The following is a 24,330-nucleotide window of genomic DNA, read 5'->3' on the forward strand; positions in this document are numbered from 1 at the left end:
TTGCCATCCGGCCTCATAATCCTACTGGAGGAAAAGTGTTAATTCTTGAGTCGTCGCGGTATGAAGGCCGCAAGTATGGCGGTTATGAAGAAAACCCCTGCCGGGGGGAACGGGGTTGAATTATTTTTGGGGGCGTCGAGGGACGTGGTGGCGACGTTCCCGACCTCGTCGTGGGCTAGTAGCACTATGACTCGCCACGATGGCGGCGGAGCAAACGTGGCCGCAAAGACCCCCGACCCTTGACTTTTTAGGGCGATCTCGACCGGGCCATCGTCCGTTTCGAATCGGGCTGTCACACTTGACGCTCCCAAGACGCGGGCTTTCAATCCGAGGCGCCCATCCGGTTCTGGTATGATGTCGACCGACTCGAACGTCGGCGGCCGACTGTCGAAACGAAGGCTCCAACTCGACTCCCAGGTCTGCCCATCGAGGCTTGTTGCGCGAAGGCGGAGCAGGTGCGCCCCGTCGCTCCATCCCACTGTAGAGATCTCGTATGGGAATGGCAGAGCCTGGAAACCCCCGCCGGCATCGAACTCGGCGCGTCGCGTCGTACCCTCCACCACTTCTGCCATTCTCAGCACGACCGGCCCTACGGCACCGTTGTCGACGAAGTTCACAGGTCGGAAACCGTCGTAGACGTTGCTCGAAACCACCCACGTAACGTTTGTGGATCTGATGTTGGCGTGGCGGCTAGAATCCACCGCGATGAAGGTAAGGAAGTAATCCCCGGCCGTGGTCGGCCTGTAGCTCACCGTATACGTTCCTGGAGAGTCCGGTCGTTCGCCCAAGATCCGAACGACCCGCGACCCGTCTGGAGCTTGTATGACGAGACTCGCGTTCGCCACTCCAGTCGCGTCCTCGATTTTCACCTCGAAAAGGACGTCAATGGCCACTCGCGAGGCGGTCTTGGGCGAGAGGACCTGAATCGTCGGTGCTTCGGTGTCGTTTATGCGCACGAAAAAAGACGCATTTGCATTGAACCGGGCTCGGTTTGCAACCTCGGCCACGAGCGAGGCGTTGACGGCCTGTTTTCCCGGGAACTTGGGGATATCGATGTCGATTGGAAGTGCGTACGTCCCTCCTGCCGGCACCGTGGCAAACCAATCGGCCGAAAGCCACGATTCCGTCGAGCGTAGATGCAGGATCATCTCCTCGGCGCGGTCGCCTCCGTTCTCTACGGCGATGCCTCCGTCGGTTCCCTGAAGCACCAGGTGGCCGCCGGGCACGACCTCGATCGTTTCGGGCGTGTGGAGTTTGATCGAAGGTAACCGCACGTGCACTGCGGTGCTATTGGCCTCGTTGCCAAGCACGCGGTCTCCCACGGGCGGTGGGATGCGGCCGCTCACCACGTATTGGCCCGAAAGGTTCAACGCTTGGATCCGCCAAACGACCTCGGTGCGGTTTCCTTCCGACAACGGAGGGACCTCAAGCTCCACGAATTCCACGGAACGCAGGTTGTCGCGTATCTCCGCGAGTAAACGCGTTGTCGGCGTCGTCATGCGGCCGTGGTTCGAGGCGACGAAACCGATTGCCACCTCATCGCCGTGGTAGATCAAGTCAGGAACGCGGATCTCTGACAATGCGATGTCGGGGCCGGCGTCGACGAACTCTACGGTCGCGTTTGACACGTAGGTCTCGTCGTAGCTTGCAAGGAGAGGGGCGTTCCAGGACGCGGCCTTGACCTCCACCTTGAGGCCTGATTCGCTGGACGTTTTGCTTCGACCTATGTCGAGATTCAATGCTCGCTTTTCCCCGGGGTTCAGTTCGACGACCATACTGCCAGCGGGTGGGGTCTCGGTCGGATAGGACTTGTTTTCCAGCGCTTCGGTCCGGTTGAGGGTCAGGGTCCAACCGGTGGCGGCGGTCCGGTTACTGGCATTCAAGAGAAAAATTTCGGGTACGTGCCCCACGTTCGCTACCGTAAGGCCGACCTGGAGCCGGTCTCCGGGAAACGCCTGGACCGGCTCGGCCGGACCCGTGACACTGACGGCTCTGAGGCGGCTTATCGACGTTTCGTTGACGCGTAGGAGCGGTGCGGTTACAGACGCGTTAACTTTCGACTCGATGCTCGAGTTCGCTTGTAAAGTCAGGTGAAGTGGAGATTCGGACGAGACGTTCTCCGGACGCACGAACAGCACCCCAACGTGGCTTTTGGCGGGCGGTATCGGCGGCAGCGCGGTATTCCGTCCGCTTATTCGCCATCCCGTGTTGTTCTCGAAACGCATTGAAGGTGAATCGGGCGCGTTGCCGTTGTTCGTGACCGTATAGCGGAGGAAGTTGACGCTTCCCGGGAGTACGTCGAGTGAGGTCGGTTTCTCGAAAGTCAACGCTAGGCCGGGATTGTAAATGAAGTCGTCGCGCACGAACGTGTTGTTGGTCGGGTCCGGGTCGCCGTTTGCCGTTGCTAGCGCGACGAGCCGGACGGGTCCTCGCCGCTCGTATGGGGGCACGAAGCCGATAGTGAAGGTCCGGTTCGAGTCCGGCGGCACCCACAACTGGTATCCGACAGCATCGTCCGGCGCGACCGGGCGCCCGTCGCCGAACGTGAAATTCAACGTGACCAAGGCATCGAGGTCGGATGGGTTTCGCACTGTTGCGGTGAGCTGCGCCGAAACGTTGACGATCAAGCGGCCTCCCACCGTGAGGTCGACGATGCTCACGTCCACGTCGGTGGGAGCCGCCTCTGAGACCGGCAGAAATGTCACATGAAGCAACATCACAAGAAGGACCGTGGCAGCCGCGTTTGATTTGAATGTCACGCGGTCTCCTCCACTTCAGCCGGCTTCTCCAGGAGCCCGGAGAGCGCAATGACTAAGCCGAGGAGGAGGGTTGCAACCGTCACCGCGAACACTGGCGATCGAGCGTCGACTAGGCGCGGCCAGGCGGTTGCCGCCCCGATCACGACCAACGCGACGAGACCGAGCATGGGGACCATCCGCGCCAGCGGCGATTCCCGGAGGCTTCGTGTGCTCCATTCGAGCGCGACGAGGGTCGCCAAGACCCACGTGAATGTGCCGAGTAGCGAAGACGAAGTCGGGGCGAACACGATGGCGACGGCCACGGCGGCGAGGGCCACATGCTTTGCTCGCGCGGAGTCATTGAGAATCCCGTATGCGAGGCCTGCACCAAGGACGAGAGAGCCGAGTAGGGCATGGAGTGAGAAGGGCTCCGGGGGCGACGCGGCTGAGAGGATGACCGCCACCAGTGCGACGATGCTGGCCGCCACGCGATTAGGTTGCAACGAGGGATTCCTCCAATCCACTTTTGGACGACCATTCCGCCACCGGGCATCCGAGGGCCCTGACTTCGGAAAGGACTAGAGTCCGTGAGCCTCCAAGGATGCGCTTCATCTCATCTTCCACATTCTTCCCTTCAGGTGCGGCCGGACTGATGACGAGTGGCCGGGCGCCTATCGCGTGGACCAGGTCCAGTGCGGGAAGTAGCGACGGGTCGAGCGTCCCACTCGTCATGAAGTACACCGGGGAGCGGGGTTTGACGGACGCTACGTGCGCGCGGATCGCCTCGTCAAGGGGCATGTCGCCGCCCGGTTCGACTCGCGCTAACGCGTCCAGCAGTTCGTCCATTCGCGGGTTTGTGCGTCCGGAGAGGTTACGCGCTTCAGAGGTGACGGCCACTAGCGTCAAATGGTCTTTCATGCGATCGTGATGGGCAACGAGAGAGGCGGCCGCCCGACCGTTTCGGACGATCGGGGCGTCGTCGCCGATGCCTATCGTCTCCTTTGCGCGTAGGTCAAGGATCATCAAGACCTTCGAGAAGCTGTCCCGCGAGGGTTGATTCACGACCGTGGTACTCGATCGTGCGCTCGCCTTCCAATTGATTCTTCGGATGCTGTCGCCGGGCTGGTATCCGCGTAACGAGAAGAATTCGAAACCGTCCCCGGGTTTGGAGACGCTGTGAGCCCCCAACGAGATCTCGGGATTGTTCGCCCTCGGTTTGTATTTTCCAAGCGATTGTGCGGCGGGTCGCACGAATATCGTCTCATGGCCGGGGACTCCGATCTCCGTCTGGATCAAGTCGAATTGGTCGCGAAGGATCATGTGAAGTGGGCCGACTCGCTTCTTGCCCCACGTGGTCGCCGTCCACGTAAGCGATTGGACGATCTCTTTTGCCCCTAGGTAGACGTCGAGAGCGCCCCCCGTTGGCGAGGCAAGACCGTCCGAGGTGGTCTCGATGAGGGTTGCCCTCTTGGCGGCGCTGGACCGGACCCTTAACCTGATCACTTCTTCAAACGATTCGCCTTCGATGAGGTAGGTGCTCTCTATCCGTCGATTCGCTTTGAGACGGGGTTTTTGCAGCTGTACGAAACCGTAGGCGAAGACCGTCGTGATGGCAAGCGCCCCCATGGCCGCCGCCTCGTTTGCCGTGACGAGAGCGGCCGCCCAAAATAGCGAAGCTAGGCCTGCTGCGGCGCGTCCACGGTCGGTAAGCCTCATGCCGGCACCGTGAACTTCGGGACCGGTGTGGCCGCGAGAATCTCCTTCAAGACGTCTTCCCCCTTGCGACGCGCTAGGCGGGCCTGGGGTGTCAGTATGAGGCGATGGGCCAAGACCGGGGTGACGAGTTCGCGCACGTCGTCGGCGGTCACATATGGCCGACCCTGGACCGCGGCCCATGAGCGGGCGAGCTTGAACAGGGCGAGGCTACCGCGCGGCGAGGAGCCGGCTTGAAGGTCCGCGTGTTTTCGTGTCCTGTCCACTATCTCTGCGATGTACGCATAGATCGGTTTTTCCACTCTAACGTGCTCCACGATCTTCGCCATGGACTGCAGCAGTTCCGGCGAGGCCACGGGTTTCACGTCGAAGGCGTCCTTTCCACGCTGCGCTCTGCGAAGGAGGATCTCCATCTCCTCCTCCTTGTTCGGATACCCCATGCTCAGTTTGAGCATGAACCGGTCGAGCTGCGCTTCGGGGAGAGGGTAGGTGCCTTCCTGCTCGACGGGATTCTGGGTGGCCATCACCATGAACGGCACGGCAAGACTATGCGTTGCGCCTTCGATGCTGACTTGTTTCTCGCCCATGGCCTCAAGTAAGGCTGATTGGGTCTTCGGTGAGGCGCGGTTTATCTCGTCGGCGAGGAGGAAATTGCAGAATATCGGCCCCTTTCTGAGGACGAAAGTCCCCTCGGTCTGATTGTAGATAAAGGTCCCCGTGATGTCTCCTGGAAGCAGGTCCGGCGTGAATTGGATGCGCCGGAACTCGCAGCCCGAGGCACGGCTCACGGTACTTGCCAGTACTGACTTCGCGAGCCCCGGCATGTCCTCGAACAGGATGTGGCAACCCTCCGTTATCATGCCCGCCGCCACGAATCGCAAAACCGTCTCCTTGCCGACCATTACTTGTCTCACTTGGGTGAGGATCGATTCTACGCGTTTCTGCACTAGGGGCGCCATCGTCCGGATGTCCATGCTTTCGCTTTGCTGCGACATTTCTATTTTTCTCCCGCTTCGCGCTGTTGGGACATTTCTATTTGTCTCCCGTTTTTTTGCCCTTCAATGATGGTGAGAATACGCGCCGCCGCCGAGGACGCGTCGGTCTTAAGTCGCTCGCGGGCCGCTTGGATGGTGGCCGCGGCTTCGGTGGCGGCTGCTCTCGCCGAGTGAGGCGGTGGCGTCCAGATGAGGGAGGTCGCGAGTCCGACCACGCCGACCGTGACCGCGATTGCCACTAGCATGTCAAAGGGGGGAAGTGAAGCGACCGTGACGAGCGATCTTGCGGGGAGTGACCAAGCGGAGAGCATTCTTCCATCCACGATGACCACGACGCCGGCTGCCCTGCTTCCACTTGCCAAGTCTGAGACGATCTCATCCGGGAGTGCCTCGGGCGACTCCGTCGCGACGACGATGACATTGCCGTCGCCTTCCTTCGCGGCGGCGACGAACACGAACGGCCCGCTTGGTTCCCCCGAGTCGAGTCGAGCGTTCCCGTTGGTATCTCTGAAAGAATCCTTGGTCGTTGCCAATAGTGGGACGAACTGCGTGCTACCATTGAGATTGAGGGCCCGAAGCCCCGAGACCGGGAGGGGCGTGAGCGCCTCGGGCCCGTGTACGAGCGCGGCCGACCCATCGGCGGCGTAAATGGCTCCCGGAAACGTTCCGAGGCCCGTCTTCGGCATTTGCCAAATGTCAGACTCCGGGTGAGGAGAGATGAACCAGAGATTGCCTCCTCCTTGGACATAGTGCCGTAGAGCGGACTGTTCCGAGGATGATAGCCAACCCGGCAAGACCAATACAACGAGGCTGGGCGCCGTGGAGGTGTGTGAAACTGAGTAAGCGGCCGTCGAGGACGCTCTCGTGATTTCGTACCCGTTTTTTGCCAGTACCGTTTCCAGCGGCGTTTCCGGTTGAAGCGCAGGTGAAACTTGGACCGTTATCAAATACGCACTGATGACGACCGCTGCCAAGGGCAGTCCGATGTGTAGTAACTTGTTCATGCGGCTCGCGCCTCCGACGCTTCAGGCTTTCCTTGCTGGCTACGATCCTTTTGTATTGCTCTAGAGAGTCGTTGGAGGGAGAGCGCCGTGGCATCGTTCGACCCCGTCTCCAGCCATTGAGGCGCGTAAACGGCCCTGTTGAAGAGTTCCGTCACCTTGGCCAGGTCCTCGCGCGTCTCCGGCGTCTCCTTGACGAACCTTGACACCAGGTCTCCGAACGTGAGTGTCTCGGCTTTGTCCTCCGTGAGACCTGACAGCAGAAGCAATTGGAGGTAGGCGTCGTAGAGCGCTCGCACGTCGGGATTTCGGCTGGAGAGACGCCTGGCGGCCGCCTTGAGAATCTCAGCCGCGTCGTGTTTTCTTCGTCGCAAGAAGAACCAGGCGGTGATGGACGCTGCCAAGATAATGACTGCGCCGGCGGCCATCCATACGATTGAAGTTCCGCTCGCAGCCGGCGCCGGCAAGACCGGAACGATGACGGTCATGAAGCTGGGGCCGCGAGTGCCGTTTCCGGCGAAGGCGATCTGGTAAGAGGCCGAACCCGGTGCCGGAGGCGGGAGAGCGATCACCGCTTCGCCTTTCGCGTTCGTCGTTACCTTCAGCGGTTGTGGTCCGACGCCGAGGATCATCAACGTTTCGTTGGCAAGAAGCCGGCCGCCGAGGTCGAGCGCCACCCGGAGTTCCACGGGTTGGCCGGCATCTGCCGTCGGCCTGGAAGTCAAGCGCAAGGTGGTCGGCTCCTGGACTTCAAAGCTTCTGAATAGCGGTTCGGCCAACAGCGTCTCCGAAATGGCCTCTATGCGAAGCGAATGCGGGCCCCCCGGCACAGAAGCGGGGACGGTGAAGGAGAACTCGTCGCCGCTTCCCGTGGCTTGTAGTCGGATGTCCTCCATCGCGACGGCGAACAAGACGTCGCGAACGCTGCGCCCCGTGGAGTCCAACAGTTGGCACGTGCCGCTAGCCGTTTTCCCGGCGAGGCCTGCCGTTGGAAGTCCGTCGCACTTCAGTTGGCCCCTGTCTTTGAGGAACATGGCGTGGCTTGTGTCCGAACCCATGAGAAGTTCGTTACCCCGCACTATCATGCGGAGGTCCATCTTGCCAAGCGGTTGAGATGGTGATAGTGAGAGAGGTCCCCGGAAGTATCCCTTCGAGTCGGTGGCCACGGAGACGGCGCCGCCCGGCCCTATTAGGAGGACCTCCCTTTGAGGAAGAGCGTTTCCAGTCCCGGTCCTTAGCCAACCCTCGATGAACGGGTCTGATCGGAGAATGGTATTTCCCGTAAGCGTCAGAATGGATCGATCCCTTACGGCGACGAGTGATTCGTTGGAGCTTGGTTTCATGATGTTGTCCGCGGAACCGTCGTAGCGAGCGGCAATCGCGATCCGGCCTAATGGCAGCTCATCGGCCCAAGTTTCACCGAACAAGTACTGGCCGGTGGCGTTGGTGACCGCGGAACGTTCCAACGACCCAAGGGTGATGCTCACCCTCTGGCCGGCAAGGGGTCTACCCACCACGTCAGTGAGATTCCCCCAGATTTTAGCTGCCTCCCCGCGGATGATCGCGTCCGTTGCGATTGACAGTTTGGTCGGCGTGAAGACGCTCACGGCGACCGACTTCTCCGCCGTTCCATCGACTGCGTCCGAGAACCGCAAAACGAGCAGGCGTTCACCCGGCTGCGCCGTCCGGTAATCGAGCGGGAACGTGGCGAAGCCCCGTGAATCCGTCGCGTTCGACGCAAGTTGGAAACCTTTCGCGTCTTCTGTCACGACGTTGCGACCGGGAAGGGGGGCTCCGTGCAGGTCCACGAGGCGGGCGCGTAGCATCGTGACGGCTCCCACGCTCGCATCGATGTTTTCGATGATCCACTTTGGGAGGCCGGTCACCGTCAAGGTCGTGACCGTGCGAGTGGAGTTGAGTCCTTCCGTGCCTTGGTACACGCCCTCCAACGTGACTACGCCGGGAGGCATGGTAATTGGGAACGCGAGTTCCGCTGTGAACCGTCCTTCCAAACTGGTGTTGGTCTTCGTGGCGATACCCGGGCCGGTCACGGTGATGTCCGCTCCGGCGACGGGCAACGATCGGCTCGTCACCAGTGAACCGGCAACGGTGGCCGTGTCTCCGATCCTTATTGGAACGGCCTGACGGTCGAACCGGAGCACCGATTCCTCCACGACGAGGATCGACACGGTTTTCCGGGTCGCGAGGAGATCTGGCTCACGACCCGCGAACGAGAACTCCACTTCATAGGTGCCTGGAATCCCCGGCAACGTAAGCGGCACGTTGACCTTTCCCGCCGGGTCGGTCTTGAACGAGACCTTCATCGGCATGGTGTTCGGCATTGCAATTGCCATTTCGGTCGGCATTACCAGTACCGTGGCGTTCGGCACGGCGCGGCCCAGCGCATCGGTCAACGTCACCTTCACATCGGTCGTCTCGTGGATGCGCGCGGACGCGGGCGATTCCGTGACCAAGACCGACGCAAGAGTGAATGTGACGTTCTGGGCGTCGCTTTCGGAGCTAGTCCATCCGCGGCTGAGGCTGCCATTTGGGAGCCGCAGCGGCGCATCCTGCCTAGGCTGGGCGAATACGGAGGCGTTGTAGTTCCATGCAAACACGCGAAGGGGTCGAGAGGTGTTCAAGGCGCCAAGAATGGTGCCATCGTTCGAGTGGACGCCGTCTCCGTCGAGCGACCCGAAGACGGTCACGCCCGCGCTCGCCGGAGGTGCCGGAAGCTGGGATTGGACTACGATGCTGCCACGATAGTGGCCGGTCTGGTTTGTGATCGCGGAACCGATGACGAGCTGGCGTTTCTCGAGAGAAAGCAACACGGTGGCGTTGGGAACGGGCTCATCCATAGCGGACAAGAGTCGCCCCGAGAACTCCGACGTCCCATTGGCCACGACCCGCTCCTCAATCGGATCAAGGAGGACGTTCGTCGCCACCCGGCCCGCCAAAGTAACGACCCGCCCCAGCGGGTCGTCGCCATACGCTTGTCCGCGAAAGAGAGCCTCCATTGCGCCGAGACCGACATCCCGGGGATCACCGCGCGGCAATACGTTTCGCTGGTTGGCGAAGGGGATCGGGTCCTCCCCATTGAGATCCTTCAACCCGTCGTTATCGGAATCGTCAGGGGCCTTGGCGTCAGGCGCGAGTCCCCACCACCAGACGCCGTTACGCGTCTCGTTCCACCAGGTTGGTCGGCCATACGCATAGCTCGTGAACTTCCCACTTGACCGGGCGGGGGACAGTCCATTGGCTACGGCCCAGCCGTCGGGAACGCCATCGACTGGCGTCGAGACCTGCGTCGGGTCCGACCCGACCGCAGCCTCCCCATACACGTCGGCCGTCCCATCCTCGAACACGCGGACCAAAAGGCCGCGGGCTTTCAGATTGGCTAAGAGTGTTGCGTCTTCCGGGTTCCTCGTGCTTACGGATCGGTCCAGTACTTGCGAGAGCGATTGTCCATCGAGTAGACCATCGTGGTCGGTGTCCGGGTCATTGGGGTTGGTCGAGACCCGGAGGCCGGACGCCATTACCCGACCGAGCTTCTCTTGGTTATCGTAGACCCCGTCGCCGTCGGAATCTATCTTGGAATTGAGGGCATAGATGTCATCGGAGGGGTCGAGCGGATCGAGACCGAGGCGCACCTCGATGTCGTCGGTCGCTTGGCCGAAATCGGAATCCGCGAGGTACGGGTTCGTTCCCGCCGCCCACTCGCCCGCATTGGCGAGTCCATCGGAATCGGGGTCTTTCTCGGCGTCGGGTTTTACCGCGCTCACCTTTTCTTGGCCTGTCCCCAGCCGGGCCCATGTCGTCTCCCAACTGTCGGGCATTCCGTCGCCATCCGTGTCGTCCAAGTACGGGTTTGTCTGGTTCTCGGAGACGGCCCGGTAGTCCGTATTGAATTGGCCGCGTATTCGGAGGGTGTCCGTTCCCCCGGTCCCCGTGGAGCCTGTGCCCGCGTACGCCTCCCATGGGAGGAGATTCTTTTCGTCGCTTTTGACCCATCGCAAGTATTCGTAGTTTGCGAGGATGACGTCGGAGTCGTCGTGGCCAATGCGCGGAATCGTTCTCTCCTGGGGAATCGTTAGAAGACCGGGCGCGCCCGGGTAGACATCCCCAATCTGGTCCGGGAGAAGTCCTAAGTACTCCGTGCCCCAGAAAAGCTTCCAACCGTCTGGGATGCCATCGGGACTCGAAGACTTCCGGTTCGGGTCCGAGCCGCCTCTGAATTCGACGAGGTTCGACGCCTTGTACTCGTGGGCCTCGACTCGCGCGGCCCCGTCCGCCTCGTGGAAACTGTACCAAAGGGCACTGTCGCCGTCGAGATCGCGGTCGGCATCACTCACGTCGTCTCTAAAGGAGCTCCAGAGCGACGGGTCCAGATTCCATCCTCCGAAGACGTAGTCGAAGAGACCGTAACGGACCTCCCACGCGTCCGGCAGCACGTCGCGGTCCGTGTCATTGTTCGCGGGGTCGGTGGCCGAGCGGCTGCGTTCGGAGACGTAGGGACTCTCGCGGTAGAGCTCCGGCTTGACCTCCCACCCGTCGAGGAGTCCGTCGTTGTCGGAGTCGGGGTCCGCAACATTCGGGAGTTTGTCGCCATCCATGTCGCCACCAGGGAGGAGCCGTCCCAAGGCGTCCGAGGGCGCCTTGCCTTCGAGGGCGAAGACGGCCGAGGCGAGCGGATGCGGGTCCGGACCCCACGCGTACGCGGAGCCGGCGACCGCCTCGTCGAATCGGTCCATCCAATAGGCAGCCTCGTCCCCATCCGGGACACCATCATCATCCGTATCCGGATTGGTCGGATCGAGCCGTGGTAAAAGTATGCCTCGCCAATGCTGGACGCCGAGTTCCTGCCCGTCCGTGAGGCCGTCGAAATCGGTATCCGGAGCGGATGGATCCGTTGGCGGAAACGTCACGTTTCCTTGCACGCCTCGACGTTCCTCCATATCGATGAGGCCATCAACGTCGGAATCGAGACGCGTAGGGTCCGATCTGACGCGCTTAGACTTACCGTCAAGGCTCACGTTCCAACCGACGATCTCTTCGATGTCTGCGAGCCCGTCGGAGTCCGTGTCGTTCAACCGGGGATCCGTACCACCCCACCATGGGCCGTTGCGACTCTCGTTCCAGAGGGGCAGGCGATTGACCTTGTATTCGTCGTGGACGGTGAGAACGGCGTGGACGGTCCCGTTCGCTATCGTCAAGTCCCGCTCTTCCGTCGTGTTCTCGTGCGCACGTGGGTCTAGGGGGTCCAAATCGTAACGCACCAGCCAGCCATCCGGGATCGGGCCACCGATCGTGCTCTGATGCTTAGGATCGAGGCCACCACCAAGAAGCGTCTCGTTAGGGTAGAGGCGCACCGAAGCGAGGAACTCGTCGATGTTCGTGAGACCATCGTTGTCAGTGTCCTGGAAGGGGATGGCGGCGTCGAGCGCGTCGAAACCGTGTCCAACCAACCAACCATCGGCTATTCCCGATCCCGCGGTTGAAAAGAGGCGAGGGCTCGTGCCGAGGCGCAACTCGTCGACGTCCGGCAGCCCATCGCGGTCGCCATCGGGCGAGAGGGCGTGTAGTCCCCGCTGGTACGCTTCGCGAGGAGTCCACGTGACGCCCGCAACGTCTGGAACGCGGTCGTGCCGGGAAGCGTCGAAGGGGTCCACTCCCTCGCGGATTAGCCACGAATATGGAACGTTACTGTCATTCATGTACGCACGAGTCGGGTCGAGCCGACCGGGCCACACGCCGTCATCCGTCTCGTTCCATGTCGATGGTTTCCCGTACTCGTAGGCTTCGAAAAGCGTCATCCGGTACTCGGCCGGAAGTCCTGCCGGTCCATAGATCTCCGGGCTTTCCGGAGGGCGAGGGTACGGCGCAGTCCGATTTCCCAGATCGGGATCGGAAACTTCCAGGCCGTGCGCCTTGATCCACTCCTCTGGAAGCTCGTGAAGGGGCGCTCGCGCCAGGGGGTCTGTCCCGAGTATCGCGTTCTCGTACGCGTCTGGGACACCATCATTGTCGGAGTCAATCGCATCGACGGAGCCCGAGGACGCCCGGAAGTCCGCTCTCTCCGCGGACGTTGCGAGGATTCCCTCGACGACCCAAACCCCGAGGATGATCTGGGACGCTAGAGCGAGAACGAGGATCGTCGTCGCTCGCCTCTCTGATCCGCGCAGCCGCCGCCGTGCGCTTTGGAGCGTCGTACGTAGGATGGACACGTTGAAAGTGACCCTCTCCTAAGTGCGGCTTATGTGTTAAATACCATACGAGGACCGTGCGCGGGGTTTCAAAAAAAAGCTCCAAAAGGTTCTTGTTTATGGAGGGGGCGGCACGCGATGGCCTTTCGGACTCAGGGTACCCTATGGGCACTCGATGGCGGAACCCATTCCAATCTTGATGCAAGGCGTTTTCCAAGCAAGAAATCCGGTTGCCCCAGAAGTATACGAATCGCAAGCCACGGACAGCCCGTAGGCCCCACGCACCGGCCTGGAATTCGTCATACTCGGTACGCAGTGGTCAGATGGCCGCGCCGCCGTTCTGCCTGGCAAAATAGACCGTCGGCGGCCCGACGTTCAAAGGGGACTTCAACACGGGAGTTGGCGGCGGCTTCCCGTTCGTGACGGGTTGGGGAGACCACACGGGCTCCACTACTTCCGTTCGGGTCAATCCACAAATGGTTCCGAGTGAGATCCACGACGTCGCCTGCGTGGACGTTGACGGCAATTGTTCAGGAAGTTCAGGTGATGACGTGGATCTCTGCGGTTGCCTCGATGTCTCTTTGATCACGGGTGGCGCTTGTCAGGTCTACGCGGACCCCGCAGCTGCCGACCCAACTCTACACGTCTTCATCCTCGCCAAAACAATCGTGAAGGACGAGGGCATGTAAAACCCGGGTACCGCATAGACCGGTTGGACTTCGGTCGTATGACGAAAAACCGCGACATGTACTACGCGCAGCCGGCAACCGTATATGGCGAAGAGGGATCCGAACAAATGTGGCCGGTAGTGATGCCTGCACCTTCGTTTTCGGCATGCACACCCTCCCGGGTTTCGAGCCACAACGTGTCAAGGCCAACCTCCTCACTGTCGTCCCAGTAAGTGCGGCAATCCGAGTCAGCAGGGAAATCGTACATGGGATCAAAGTCGTTGTCCAGACCGTCGTCGCATTCCGCGAAGCGCGCCGGATCGCCCTCCCATTCTATTTCTACACCTGCTCCTATGAAGACCCATACGCCGAGTTGAACGCCCCAGTGGCTGCCTTTGCGTATCGGGATGCCGCTGTAGCCCGCGTCTGTCCCGGCGCTCCCGTCGTAGCAATTGGATCCAAAGGGGCCGCCCGGGGTGTTGGTCCATATCACGTCGACGAGCCAGTCCGGATATTGGTCGAAGATGAGGCCATCAGCGTTTCCATCTGCTCCCACTAGGAACGGCACTGGACTCCCGGCGATATCAGGTGCGACGCAGGCGTTGGCCGTGTGGTGTCCGTAGTTGACGACCTCGCAGTAGACGGGCAGTTGTTGACTGCACCAAGCGGTTGGCACGACCCCCTGTGTGGCAGTGTGGCTGCCGCCTTCATCGGTATCGTTCAACATGTCGAGCACGCTTCGTCGAAGCCCGGCAAGACGTCGTGGCTGTCATCGGGCGGGAGAGCGCGTAGTCCTCTTCCGTCCGCCTCGTGAACCGTCCACGGGACGCTTGGATCGTCGGCCATGTGGCCGTGAAATTCGGAAAACAAGATACAATCTCAAACATGAACAAGAACGTAGAACAGCCGGGCGCGTCAACCGCGCCCGGCTGTGAAGATGGGGTCCTACCTTACGCTGAGATGTGACCGACGACCGATACGTAGGCGTCGGTAAGGCTCGCCGGCGTGTGGTTCGCGAGCCAGGTCGCATCCGCGGGAACAGGACTTCCGTTTCCGTTTCCGGATTCATCGTTGTCCCAGTACGACGTGCAGTCGGGGACGTCAGCTTCGGCGCCTAGTGCAATCCACGGGCTGAAGTCTATCAAGCCATCCGGGGTGCCCTCGTTGTCTACGCCATCATCGCACTGCGGCTTCCCGGCTGGACCCGCCCAGACGACTCCCGCGGAGTTGGAGACGAAGACGAAATAACCCTTTTCCTCGTATCGCGCCGGCAGTAGGTCGGTTTGGGCCGTATGGGACCTTCGGTCCGTGATTCCACTGTAGCCCGTTGCGGTCGCCGTAGCAGTGCAGGTGCCGCCGCATATCATGACGCCGCTCGACGTGTCAGCCGGATTGAGTGCCGTCACGGAGCCATCATTGTCGCCATCGACACCCCACGTCCACGCAAGGTCCGGAGTACCCACGGCACGGGTCACGGTCACTGTCATTCCGTGGTGGCCACCGGTCGCCGCGCTACACTGGCTCCAGATGTTGCTGTCGTTGGTCGGCAGCGGTCGGCCCGTGCACACTTCGGATGAAACCCAAAGGAATGCTCCGCCGCTGGCGTAATCGAACTCTTCGTCGTAGCTGGCAGGGTCAGGCTGGGGGCCGGGAGCAACGCAAGCAGCCGAGAGCGGATCCTGGAGACAGAACGCGCTCCCGCTGAACGATGTCCCATCGACGGCGGGATCGCAAACGGCCGCGTTCGATTCCTGGAGATTTGCAAAGCTGATCCCATGATCGGTCTCTACGGCTGTGTACCTCTGTTTGGCAAACAATCCGAGAGCCGGTCCAAAGTCGTGGAGAAAACCATCCTGGTGGTCATTTGGAGTCGACCCGTCCGGGGTTTGGCAGGCCCCAAAGGGACCAAACGTGGCCGGCGCCGTCTTGGGGTGGGCGGTGGCTCCTGGCAAGAACGCCATGGCAATCATCAAACCTGCAAGTCCCATTCCAATCGCTTTTCTTTTCGTTAACACACTAATCACTTCCTCAAGTCCAAGAGTTCCGTGACTCTTGGCTATTCGTGCAATGCGCGGTCCGGTTATCTGCCATTTGGCGGAATTTTCTGAAAGATGATGTGGCCGATCGAAGAGCACGAGGACACGCTCGCATGAAGGAAATCCTCCAAATACTTTATATGCCGCTCGCGAACTTGATTTCAAGGTTTTCCAACAATGCGCCTTTACCAAGGAACCGTTGGGCTTCTATTCGTCATCCTCCTCGCAAGCGTTCCGGCAGATTCCGAGGAAATTCAGAATCCCCCCGCCGATCATGCAGGCGGGCCTCTATCCCTGAAAGGAAATGAAACGTGGGAAGGTGAATCGCGCTTCTTCGACCGAGACCTCGTGATCGAGAACGGAAGCACGTTGATCGTGCGAGGCACCACGGTGGCTTTTTCGAATGCTAGTCTCATTGTCGAGGCGGGCGGGCGGCTTGTCTTGGAATCCACCGCCGAGGTGCGCGCAGGCCTCACGAACGCGGACAACGCCACGTGGAATGGTACCGTGCGCGGGGAAATCATTCTCCAGGGCCATCTTCGCGGCAAGCCCGCCTTCCTGGAGGGGCTCGGCGGACACGCTCAACGGACCGCACTGGGGGGAAGCGGAGTCATCTCATTCGATGGCGGCCTGTACGTTCCCGGGACGATCCGAGCGGACCGCGCGCTTGTAAAGCTCTACACGTCAGGCATTTTCGCCTCCGGGGTAGTGGAGTTCACGAACTCGGATTTCTACTCCCCCCGCGGAATGGGCCTAGTGGCAAGCGGTGCCAAGACGCGCATCGAGAGCACCAATTTTGCCGGGCCCGGTGGGTCCATTTTCATCACCGCCAGCAGCGCAGCGCCGAAACGCGTCTCGGCTGAACTTTCGAATCTCACTTTCCAAACGGTAGGCACCGCTATGCAGTTCCGGGACGTTGACATCGAAGCCATGAATATCACTGTAAGAGATGCCGATTCTTGCGCCTGGTTGACTGGTGCGGCCCGCGTCAACATCACCAACCTTTCGTGTTCCGGATTCAGGTCGAACGCCGTTTCCACGACGCCTCTCGGTGCGAGGACCCCGAGCCTGCGCTTGAACAATTTTTCCACCGAGGGCCACGATAAGGCGAACGTCGTCCTGGACGCCACGAAGACCGACCTCGTCGTTACCAAGGCCCATCTAGGTTACGTCAACGGCTCGGCGTTGTGGCTGAAGGGCTCCAATTACACTTTGTACGACGTGGAATTCGGAGGCGCCCTAGACTACGCCGTGAGACTGAACTCACCGTTAGGCGCGCCGGAACGCGCCGTACCCGGCACGGGCCTCGCGGGCACCCAAGGGTGGGTTCTGGCCCAATACACTGCCGGTGTGGTCGTCCGTACGGCCACCGGCGTCGGGGCGCCCAACGCCTCCGTCGATGTGTACCTTCCCAATGGCTCGCTCGAGACTACCCTGTCCACCGACGTTTTGGGCGCGACCACCACGTTCACGGTGGACGGCTGGCGAGTCGGCCCGGCCGGAGAGTATGAAGAGTTTGCCTATGATGTCCATGTGGCCCATGCGAGCGCAGGGGTTGTAACGGGAGAATTACGCCCCGTTCAGCATCCCACGCTAGTTATCACTTTGCCCGAACCGGTTGAGGGCGCTCGTTCTCCAATACCTGAAGTTACACCCCTTGCCCTAGCGATCGCCCTAGTCGGGATTGCATTGTTCGCCCGTGGACGGCGCCGGGCATAGTTCTGACGGGCACAGATAGCTGCGATCGATTGGATGGTTCCAAAAGATGCGATGGCAAGGCGAAGTCCACACGGCCGCCTGCAAGGTGCTTCTGGGACGTATGGATCTCACGGCCACGAACTGGCGAACGCCTCGCAACAATCCGCGGCCACAACACGACCAGGATATGGTGGAGAAGGATGTCGAGCCTCGTGCCCCGGTTGCAAGCCGACTCTTCAGTTCGTGAGAACTTGTTGGAACTCCCGTGGTCCATGAGCGACCCTTCGAGGTTCGCGCAACAACGCAGTCCACGCCATGGAACGGTGTCGCGGTGTACTGGGTCCCGTTGTCGAGACGGAGGTGTGTCCCCGGTGCGAGGCCCATCTTCGGGAACCGATTCATCACGACTCTGTCGAGTGCCTCGCATGCTTCCTTTGAACCGGGTCGTTTGCTGAAGACGTAGCCCAACCACTCGCCCGTACAAGTGTCCACGACCTTCTGCAGATATCCGTAAATGTCTAGGCCGCAGATGATGTATTTCATGTCAATCTGGTACGCCATGTCGGGAGCAATCGAAAGTTGCAAACCCCGCTGCTTCGGGATCCTTCCCCTCGTTTGAACGCACGGGTCGAGGGTGAGGCGTTCGAGCTGCATCACCCCGGACGGCTTTCTCGTTCACGGGCCGTCCAAGCGCCCCTTTGACCATCGCGGTCATTCGCCTGTACCCGAAACTCGGCCTGCCTTCTGAGGTCTCCAAAACGACCCGGCGGACCTCAGGGTCCACCGGGCGAGGCATCCGGAGAATGGGTTCGTAGTAGAGCGAGCTCTGCGCGAGACCGACGAGCGCGCATGCCCTGCGCGCGGGAATTCCCCGATCAATGAGGTACTTCACACGCGCCCCCCTCTGCTTCGAGTGGAGAGACTTGCCCTCTTTTTAACACGTAATTCGCCATCGAGATATTTCCGAGGAGTTCCTTCAATTTCGTGTTCTCACGCTCGAGGGCTTCTTCCCTCTCCGACGGCCCGTTACCCTGCAAGCCGCGAAGCTCACCCTCGAGGAACTTGTCCCGCCACACGTAGATCGTCTGCGAGCTCACCCCGTGCTCGCGACACAATTCAGCCATCGAGCCCTTCCCGCCAAGGAAGGCCACGACCACCTCGAGCCTCTGCTCCGGCGACAACTTCGACGCCCTCACCATGCCAACCCGCCCCGGGAAAGCGCTACGCGTTCATCAACCTGCCAGTGGTCCAATCGAAGAGGGGCGCGCACCAGCGCACCACAAGGGGTCTCGCTCAATAACGCACTCACCACTCTTGGATGACGGCCGACGGCCATTGAAGACGGCGATGCGTCAATTGGGCCTACGGACAGCAGCTATAGTCGATTCTGTAGGCCTTTGTGGTAGTGGCCGCGTCCTCGAGAATCCAGTAGGGGGCGCCAGCGCCCAACACGGTAGCGGGAAGCCGAGCTGTAAATGTTTCAATTGTCAGGTTCCTAATGCGATACCCCGTCTTGAAAGACTCATTGGGTTCAGCCGTCGGATACAGAGCAAGCTCCAGGATTACGAGGTTTGCAGATTGGTCAAACACCGTTTTCGTATAGATCAAGCCTGGCGAACTAACGAAGGATGACGTGCCAACGCCTCCATACAGAAGCGCACCGCCCTCGCCTTCTGGTTGCCCGAGCGGTAATCCCTCCCTGCCGAGGTGGCCATGGCTCTCGAGCCCCAAGACGTTTACACCGCCTTGGAAATGCGGGTAGTTCGTAAGGTCAAAACTGACGCGGTATCGGTACCCGAAATCTCCGTTTAGCCACGGGTCCAAGCTCGAGAGATCTGAGACTTGGATGTAGACGAAAATGCTCCTAGTCGCAGAGTCGTTGGTCAGCCAAACCTTGGTGACGTTGAGCTGAGATCCGATGCCCGGCGAATCCTGCGTATCCGTGATTTCGGGGTTTTCCGCCGTCCCTCCCATCACGCCTGCTGGCAGAACGAGCGATACGGCCACAAGGCACACCCACAAGACAACCGGCAATGAGCGACTCAAGTTTGTCAGCCCCGCCCGTGGATGTCCGGGACACGTCATATAATCTTGTTTGTTCTATTGTGGACAAACAAGTGATCGAAGGTAAGTCTGGCTGGCTGCGCACCTGTTGATGGGTTGCTTTTCAGTTGTCCAATCGATGAATTGGTGCTCGTCCGTCTTGTGTTCGGCGCAAGGGGTTCTACGCGTTGATAGGTAAGGCGTCCGCTGCGCTCTATGCCTTGCAGTTGCCGAATCATCATCCACGCCTCGTAGCCGATTATCCATGTTCCCGGCCTGTGGGTCGGGCACGTGCATGGGTGGGCATTCTTACTTCGGCGAAATTGAGCACTTCTTAGTCGGCGTTTTCACCATGATTCAAAGCCGACGATCAACTCCGGATTACGCACCGCGTCCCCTCGTTTGGACAAGCCGGAGTTCGCCGCCGGACCGGGAGCCGGAGTCTCAGGTTCTTCATGGGGGGTGCCCTTGGCCGATAGCCGATGGGATCGTTTCAAATTCCTTCGCGTGTCAAACAATTCTAATCTTAACGCCGGTTGCAATTTGGCGCAAGAAATCGTAAGATGGGAAAAAGACTCGGCCGTGACTCCACGGCCGAGATCCGCTATCGGACTACCCGAGTCGGATGGCTCCGGACAATGGCCACGAGTATTCATTGCCCTCGTTGTCAACCGTGACATACGGGAGTACGAACACCCATGCCGTCTGATCCACGGCACTTGGATTTTCGTAAATCTGGCAATCCCCGCCCGTGATGTAAGACGTCGAGGTGTTGTGGCAGTCGTCCACGCTGTCGCCGCTTGCCGAGGAACAAACACCATCTCCGTTGACATCGACGCATGCCAAGAATTCCAAGTCAACCACTTCCTGGGGAAGGTTTCCATCCCTAAAAACTGAAACTTTCAGCGTCTGTCCTGAATCGTTACCCCAAAACGTGTCGAACGGGAAGCATCCGCCACCATAGCCACCCCGGTAATCGCCAGCGAACCAGACGGAGGTAGTTGATAGAGATACGTGCGGCTCGTCCACGCATACGAGTCCCAATTCAATGGCGTCGCCGACATGCTCATGCTCGTGGATATGGATTCCGAGAACATGTTCGTTCTGGACCAGATTCAGCGACGCAGCAATCCGACTGTCGCCCTCGAACAGATGGTCGGAGGGATGGGCTTGGCTAGCCTGTGCAGCCGGAATTCCCAATAGCGCAATGGTCGCGACAACTGCCACAATACTACGTTTTTTTGTCTTCAGCATACAACTCACTTTTCCTGAGCCTCCCATTCTCTCAAATGGGATTCAATGCCTGAGATGCGGGTGAAATCTTAAACTCCCTGGAGGAATACCATGAAAAATGTGAGGGTGCTCGAAGGCCGGATAACCCGGCGTCAGGCGCATTGGCCGATGTTGGTGTGTGGTCCGCGCCCTGCTTCCTACCTGTCATTTCGTCTGGTCGCGACGTGAGCCGCGATGAGAGACACGGCCAGGACGGTTCCCACGACACCGGGTCCGCTGACCGCAGTTCCACGATTTGGCGGCTGGAGCGCGACCACCAGCGGTTGATCGGCGTACAGCGCTGCTGGGTCGACAACCACGGCCGATGACCCGGTTCCGGGTGGCGCGAACAAAATGGCCGACAGGCGGCCACCGGCCGGGACACGCTGGAGTATCAGCCGGTCCGCTGGCTCGCCGTCGACCACGAGTTCGACAGGCACAGAAAACGCGTCGCCGGCCCCGCCGTTTGTGACAAACACTTCAACCGTACCGTCGGCGTCATCAATAGTTCCAATTTCAACGCTCAACCGGACATCCCTTATTTCCCAATCCAAAGGTCCGGCTCCCATCCACGAGCCGACCGGTTGTAAGAAATATGATCCCGCGGGTGTATTCCTTTCCGCCGTCACACGTAGTGTCTCTAAGCGGGCTTCTCCGGGGCCAAGTGGGGAATGGGGCTCCGCCCACGCCAACTGCCACCCAGTGGGCCCGTCGATTGCCGGGGGCATGCTGAGGGGGACGTTCCCGTCATTGCGGGCCTCGTAGACCACGTCGACGGGGCGGCCCGGGGCGCTCCATGACGGACTCTGGGGAATGAGAACGCCGAGGCGCCGTTCAGCTACGCTGACATTGAAACCCCATTCGGATCGGGGAACGCCATCAATGACGAATTCAATAACCACTGGATAAGTGCCGGCCTCGGTTGCTAACGGAAGACTCACGACGCCCGAGATCGTGGCGCTCCCGTGCACCGGAATCGTCACTCGCGCATCGGACAAGAACGCGCTCCCTGGGGGCAGTACCGACGGGACGAGACGGATCTGCTCGTCGCCGTTGCCGTCGTTCCTAATGTTTACTTGAGCGTATGCGCGACCACCCCGGTCCAACGCCACGACCGGAGCCTGGTAGGATTGAAACAAAGCGTGGCGTGCGCCCACGATTACCACCAACTCGACATTCTCTTGCAAGACTTCGTCTCCAATGAACTGCGGCATCGTCTCAACTTGGAAAGCGACCCTGACAAGGTCGGTTCGCAGGGCGGTTCCAGGAACTGGGACGGACACGTCCAACTCCGTAGTTGTGGCCGGTGCGAGGCCTGAGAGTTCGCTCACTTCGTACGGTCCGAACTTGATGACAGGGCGTGACCAATCTGGAGGGCGCACCCCGGTGGTATTGAAGCGGATCCCAACCTGCTCGTTCCCGTTGTTCTGGAACCCCACCCTGAAATGTGCTTCGGTCCCCGGAAGCGCTTCTAGCGTGGGTTCCGGGACATGTAGAGCGATTCGGATATCGGGCCTGATTCGCACGATTGCAGCTATCTTGGTGCTCGCGGAGGCGTCGGAGACAGAGGTAGCGACCACCTCCACGATGCTTTGAGATGCCGCGGTCTCAGGTGCCACAACCGCGAGCCTCAGAGTCGCTACTCCTCCAGGATCCAGTTCCACTTCCTGGAACCGAGTTCCAGTTACCGGAAAAACGGCGGCCCAGTCTGTTGAAAGGGGAGACACCGTCACCAATAGGCGATCGGGGATTGAAGCCAAGTTCTTCACGACGAGGGCGACCACCTCTTGCTTGCCTGGGTCCGCCGTCAGCGTTCGGCTTTTCGGTCCTTGCTCGCGGTCGAACCACAAGTCGACGCCATAACTAGCCCGTACGAGGGTCAAGATGGGAACACGGTCAGCAATGGCCGGGTTCCCGCTCGAGGTCGCGCTAATGGCAATGGCGAGGCGCGCGCCCTCCTTAACATCGGTGGGGGCCGTCACGCGTAACTCAACTTCGGCGGAACCGCCGCCCCGAAGGTGAACGATCGTTGGAGACACGGACGCCTCCCAACCGTCCGGCAGGGGTGGTAGTTCCAGGCGAACCGTGTCGTCCGCGTCCCGGCCGCGGTAATCCTTAGCAAGATTTGTGACTAATAGGCGGAAGGTCGCCTCTTTTCCTGGGCCCACGAGGCCGACCATCGGCTCTTGGGACCCTTCTTTCGGTGCAATATTCAGGAGGAAACCCCGGTACTCAGCAGGGCCGCCGGGTTCCGCGCGCAAGGATCGGTCGACGCTTGCGAAATACCCGCCGGCGGACGTGGGGACAACGATTACGGGCTTGGTGGCTTCGATTCTCAACGTCGTCCTGTAATCGTTAGGCACCTTGTGAACCTCGCCGGTTGATTTCAGGGCCGTGGCCTTCACCGACCCATGGTCCATCACTCTGATTTGCGTGCCATTGTGCAGTGCCACGACGTTGACGGGCCACAATACTTCAAACCTCGACCCGGCGGCACCCCCCACAGGCGTGACTAGCGGATCTGCCGCTCCACTACTGGGGCTACCCCCGAAAACAGCCAGCCGACCCTTCGGGGCGATGTCATGGCTATTAGAGTCCGAGGTTACGTGGAACAGCACGGGACATCTGTCTACGCCCTCGGTTCCGCGGCCCGGTACGGCAAGATGCCTTTCCATTTGGCCCACCTCTGCCCGCCCGCTCGTCGAGGCGAGCTCTGTGCCGCCTCGTTGCGTGGGCAGAACTAACTCACCACTTGCGCCTCTCCCCCAGAAATTGACGGTCTCTCCTAGGCCCGATACGACATACTCCCCGCCGTGGAACAAGTACCTGTCGCTCGGCCCCCTTACTTCACAAGGAGGATAAAGACCCGGACACTCTCGCGAACCATTGGGGCATAACCCGCCGGCCCAGGGGTAGCCAAAGAGGCGGCTCCCCGTCGGCGCTCCCCATGAAGAGACGAATTGGCTCTTGCCACTCACGGGCCACATCGTGATGAGGATCGGCGCGCTAGCTTCAATGTACACCAGGTTCGCCCCCGAGGGGTCGACGGTCTTCATTGGCGCGCTCGGGCCTAGTTCTATCCGCGCGATCTCCGTATTGTTCGGCATCGCCTTCAATACGACATTCGAGGCTCCGGTCAAGGCCATGATGGTGAACGGCGAACGCCCAGAATCGAAGAGGAACTTGGAGCCGAGGAGTCCAGAGTCTAAACTGGGTACCGGTCCCATAGCGCGACCGAACAGATCCGGCCCAAAGGCCAGTATTGGTTTGTCCGACGTCACACGGACGAGGACGGCAGCGCCAGTAGTCGCGGTGGCCGTGATGCGTGCTCCTCGACCCACCTTGAAGGGTTCATCGCGCAGGCGCCGCACGTGACCACTGTCGTCATAGACATCGATGTACGCGGTTGTCCCATCTTCAAGGCCAACGATGCCAACCGTTTGCGCCGCACCATAGAGGGTCGTACCCCGACCAATCCAATACCTAGCGTCGAGAGGTGCCGTCGCGCCTTCACCATATGTCGCTGATTCTTTCTTCCCGTTGGCGGTCGTATCAAGGTATACCATGAAGTATCGCGTCTCCCCGGGTCGAGTCTCTCCTGGAAGTACCCAAGCTACATGGATGTCGGGCTGCGTCTTGTTATCGAAGGTCGATACTCCGTCTAGGAACCCCATCCAAACTTTGGCTGGAACTTCTGCCTTCACGAGACCAGAAGAATCATCACCAGACCCCTTTGGTTTGTACTCTATGACCCGGATTGATGCCTCGTCGAGTGAGAACACCTGAAGGGTGCGGCCTCTCGTTCCGGCGGAGGACGCCCAACCGCTCGCCAGTAAAGCGCTCCTGACATCGAGGTCGTGGGACACGGTCGCATCTACCACCGCGTGGTCCAAGGCATTGGTCACCTTCAAAGGGATTCTTACATGCCAGCCGTCCCGCATGTCGGTAGCCCCCCACCACTCG

13 protein-coding genes are annotated in these 24,330 nt (G+C 60.4%); 1 reads left to right on the forward strand and 12 read right to left on the reverse strand.

Features of this window, described 5'->3' with window-relative positions:
* Positions 1 to 38: 38 nt before the first annotated feature.
* The 8 genes from HY556_10485 to HY556_10520 all read right to left on the reverse strand — a co-directional run bounded on the left by HY556_10485 (position 39) and on the right by HY556_10520 (position 15,135).
* Positions 39 to 2,759, reverse strand: a complete 2,721-nt coding sequence (locus HY556_10485; protein ID MBI4394199.1) for a hypothetical protein — start codon at positions 2,757 to 2,759, stop codon at positions 39 to 41.
* Complete coding sequence (locus tag HY556_10490; GenBank protein ID MBI4394200.1) at positions 2,756 to 3,226, reverse strand: hypothetical protein; 471 nt, start codon at positions 3,224 to 3,226, stop codon at positions 2,756 to 2,758. Before HY556_10490 ends, HY556_10485 begins: the two co-directional genes overlap by 4 nt.
* Positions 3,227 to 3,230: 4 nt before the next feature.
* The gene (locus HY556_10495) at positions 3,231 to 4,454 is read right to left on the reverse strand and encodes a DUF58 domain-containing protein (GenBank protein MBI4394201.1); all 1,224 of its coding nucleotides are present in this window, start codon (positions 4,452 to 4,454) and stop codon (positions 3,231 to 3,233) included.
* Positions 4,451 to 5,410, reverse strand: coding sequence for a MoxR family ATPase (locus HY556_10500; GenBank protein ID MBI4394202.1), 960 nt, complete (start codon positions 5,408 to 5,410; stop codon positions 4,451 to 4,453). Before HY556_10500 ends, HY556_10495 begins: the two co-directional genes overlap by 4 nt.
* 38 nt (positions 5,411 to 5,448) lie before the next feature.
* Positions 5,449 to 6,132, reverse strand: coding sequence for a hypothetical protein (locus tag HY556_10505; protein ID MBI4394203.1), 684 nt, complete (start codon positions 6,130 to 6,132; stop codon positions 5,449 to 5,451).
* A 314-nt stretch (positions 6,133 to 6,446) separates the two neighbouring features.
* Positions 6,447 to 12,671, reverse strand: coding sequence for a carboxypeptidase regulatory-like domain-containing protein (locus tag HY556_10510; GenBank protein ID MBI4394204.1), 6,225 nt, complete (start codon positions 12,669 to 12,671; stop codon positions 6,447 to 6,449).
* A 729-nt stretch (positions 12,672 to 13,400) separates the two neighbouring features.
* Positions 13,401 to 14,045 (reverse strand): hypothetical protein, encoded by a 645-nt coding sequence (locus tag HY556_10515; protein MBI4394205.1) that lies wholly within the window; start codon positions 14,043 to 14,045, stop codon positions 13,401 to 13,403.
* A gap of 223 nt (positions 14,046 to 14,268) precedes the next feature.
* Complete coding sequence (locus tag HY556_10520; GenBank protein ID MBI4394206.1) at positions 14,269 to 15,135, reverse strand: hypothetical protein; 867 nt, start codon at positions 15,133 to 15,135, stop codon at positions 14,269 to 14,271.
* 396 nt (positions 15,136 to 15,531) lie between these two features.
* On the opposite strand from HY556_10520, the gene HY556_10525 reads away from it, so the two are divergent.
* The gene (locus HY556_10525) at positions 15,532 to 17,073 is read left to right on the forward strand and encodes a hypothetical protein (protein ID MBI4394207.1); all 1,542 of its coding nucleotides are present in this window, start codon (positions 15,532 to 15,534) and stop codon (positions 17,071 to 17,073) included.
* Between the two features lie 854 nt (positions 17,074 to 17,927).
* Here HY556_10525 and HY556_10530 read toward each other — a convergent pair.
* The 4 genes from HY556_10530 to HY556_10545 form a co-directional block, all read right to left on the reverse strand.
* Entirely contained in the window at positions 17,928 to 18,251 is a 324-nt protein-coding gene (locus HY556_10530; GenBank protein ID MBI4394208.1) for a transposase, read from the reverse strand.
* Positions 18,252 to 18,414: 163 nt separating this feature from the next.
* Positions 18,415 to 19,059: a hypothetical protein gene (locus tag HY556_10535; protein MBI4394209.1), complete on the reverse strand. Its 645-nt coding sequence runs from the start codon at positions 19,057 to 19,059 to the stop codon at positions 18,415 to 18,417.
* Positions 19,060 to 19,707: 648 nt separating this feature from the next.
* Positions 19,708 to 20,349, reverse strand: a complete 642-nt coding sequence (locus HY556_10540; protein ID MBI4394210.1) for a hypothetical protein — start codon at positions 20,347 to 20,349, stop codon at positions 19,708 to 19,710.
* A gap of 176 nt (positions 20,350 to 20,525) precedes the next feature.
* Positions 20,526 to 24,248, reverse strand: coding sequence for a hypothetical protein (locus HY556_10545; GenBank protein ID MBI4394211.1), 3,723 nt, complete (start codon positions 24,246 to 24,248; stop codon positions 20,526 to 20,528).
* Positions 24,249 to 24,330 lie beyond the last annotated feature (82 nt).

Source organism: Euryarchaeota archaeon (assembly GCA_016207515.1).
Lineage (GTDB): Archaea > Thermoplasmatota > SW-10-69-26 > JACQPN01 > JACQPN01 > JACQPN01.

Coding starts and splice junctions, on each gene's coding strand:
- HY556_10500 (MBI4394202.1), bottom strand. CDS start 5,410: ATGGCGCCCCTAGTGCAGAAACGCGTAGAATCGATCCTCACCCAAGTG.
- HY556_10515 (MBI4394205.1), bottom strand. CDS start 14,045: ATGTTGAACGATACCGATGAAGGCGGCAGCCACACTGCCACACAGGGG.
- HY556_10505 (MBI4394203.1), bottom strand. CDS start 6,132: ATGCCGAAGACGGGCCTCGGAACGTTTCCGGGAGCCATTTACGCCGCC.
- HY556_10525 (MBI4394207.1), top strand. CDS start 15,532: ATGCGCCTTTACCAAGGAACCGTTGGGCTTCTATTCGTCATCCTCCTC.
- HY556_10540 (MBI4394210.1), bottom strand. CDS start 20,349: ATGCTGAAGACAAAAAAACGTAGTATTGTGGCAGTTGTCGCGACCATT.
- HY556_10530 (MBI4394208.1), bottom strand. CDS start 18,251: ATGGTGAGGGCGTCGAAGTTGTCGCCGGAGCAGAGGCTCGAGGTGGTC.
- HY556_10495 (MBI4394201.1), bottom strand. CDS start 4,454: ATGAGGCTTACCGACCGTGGACGCGCCGCAGCAGGCCTAGCTTCGCTA.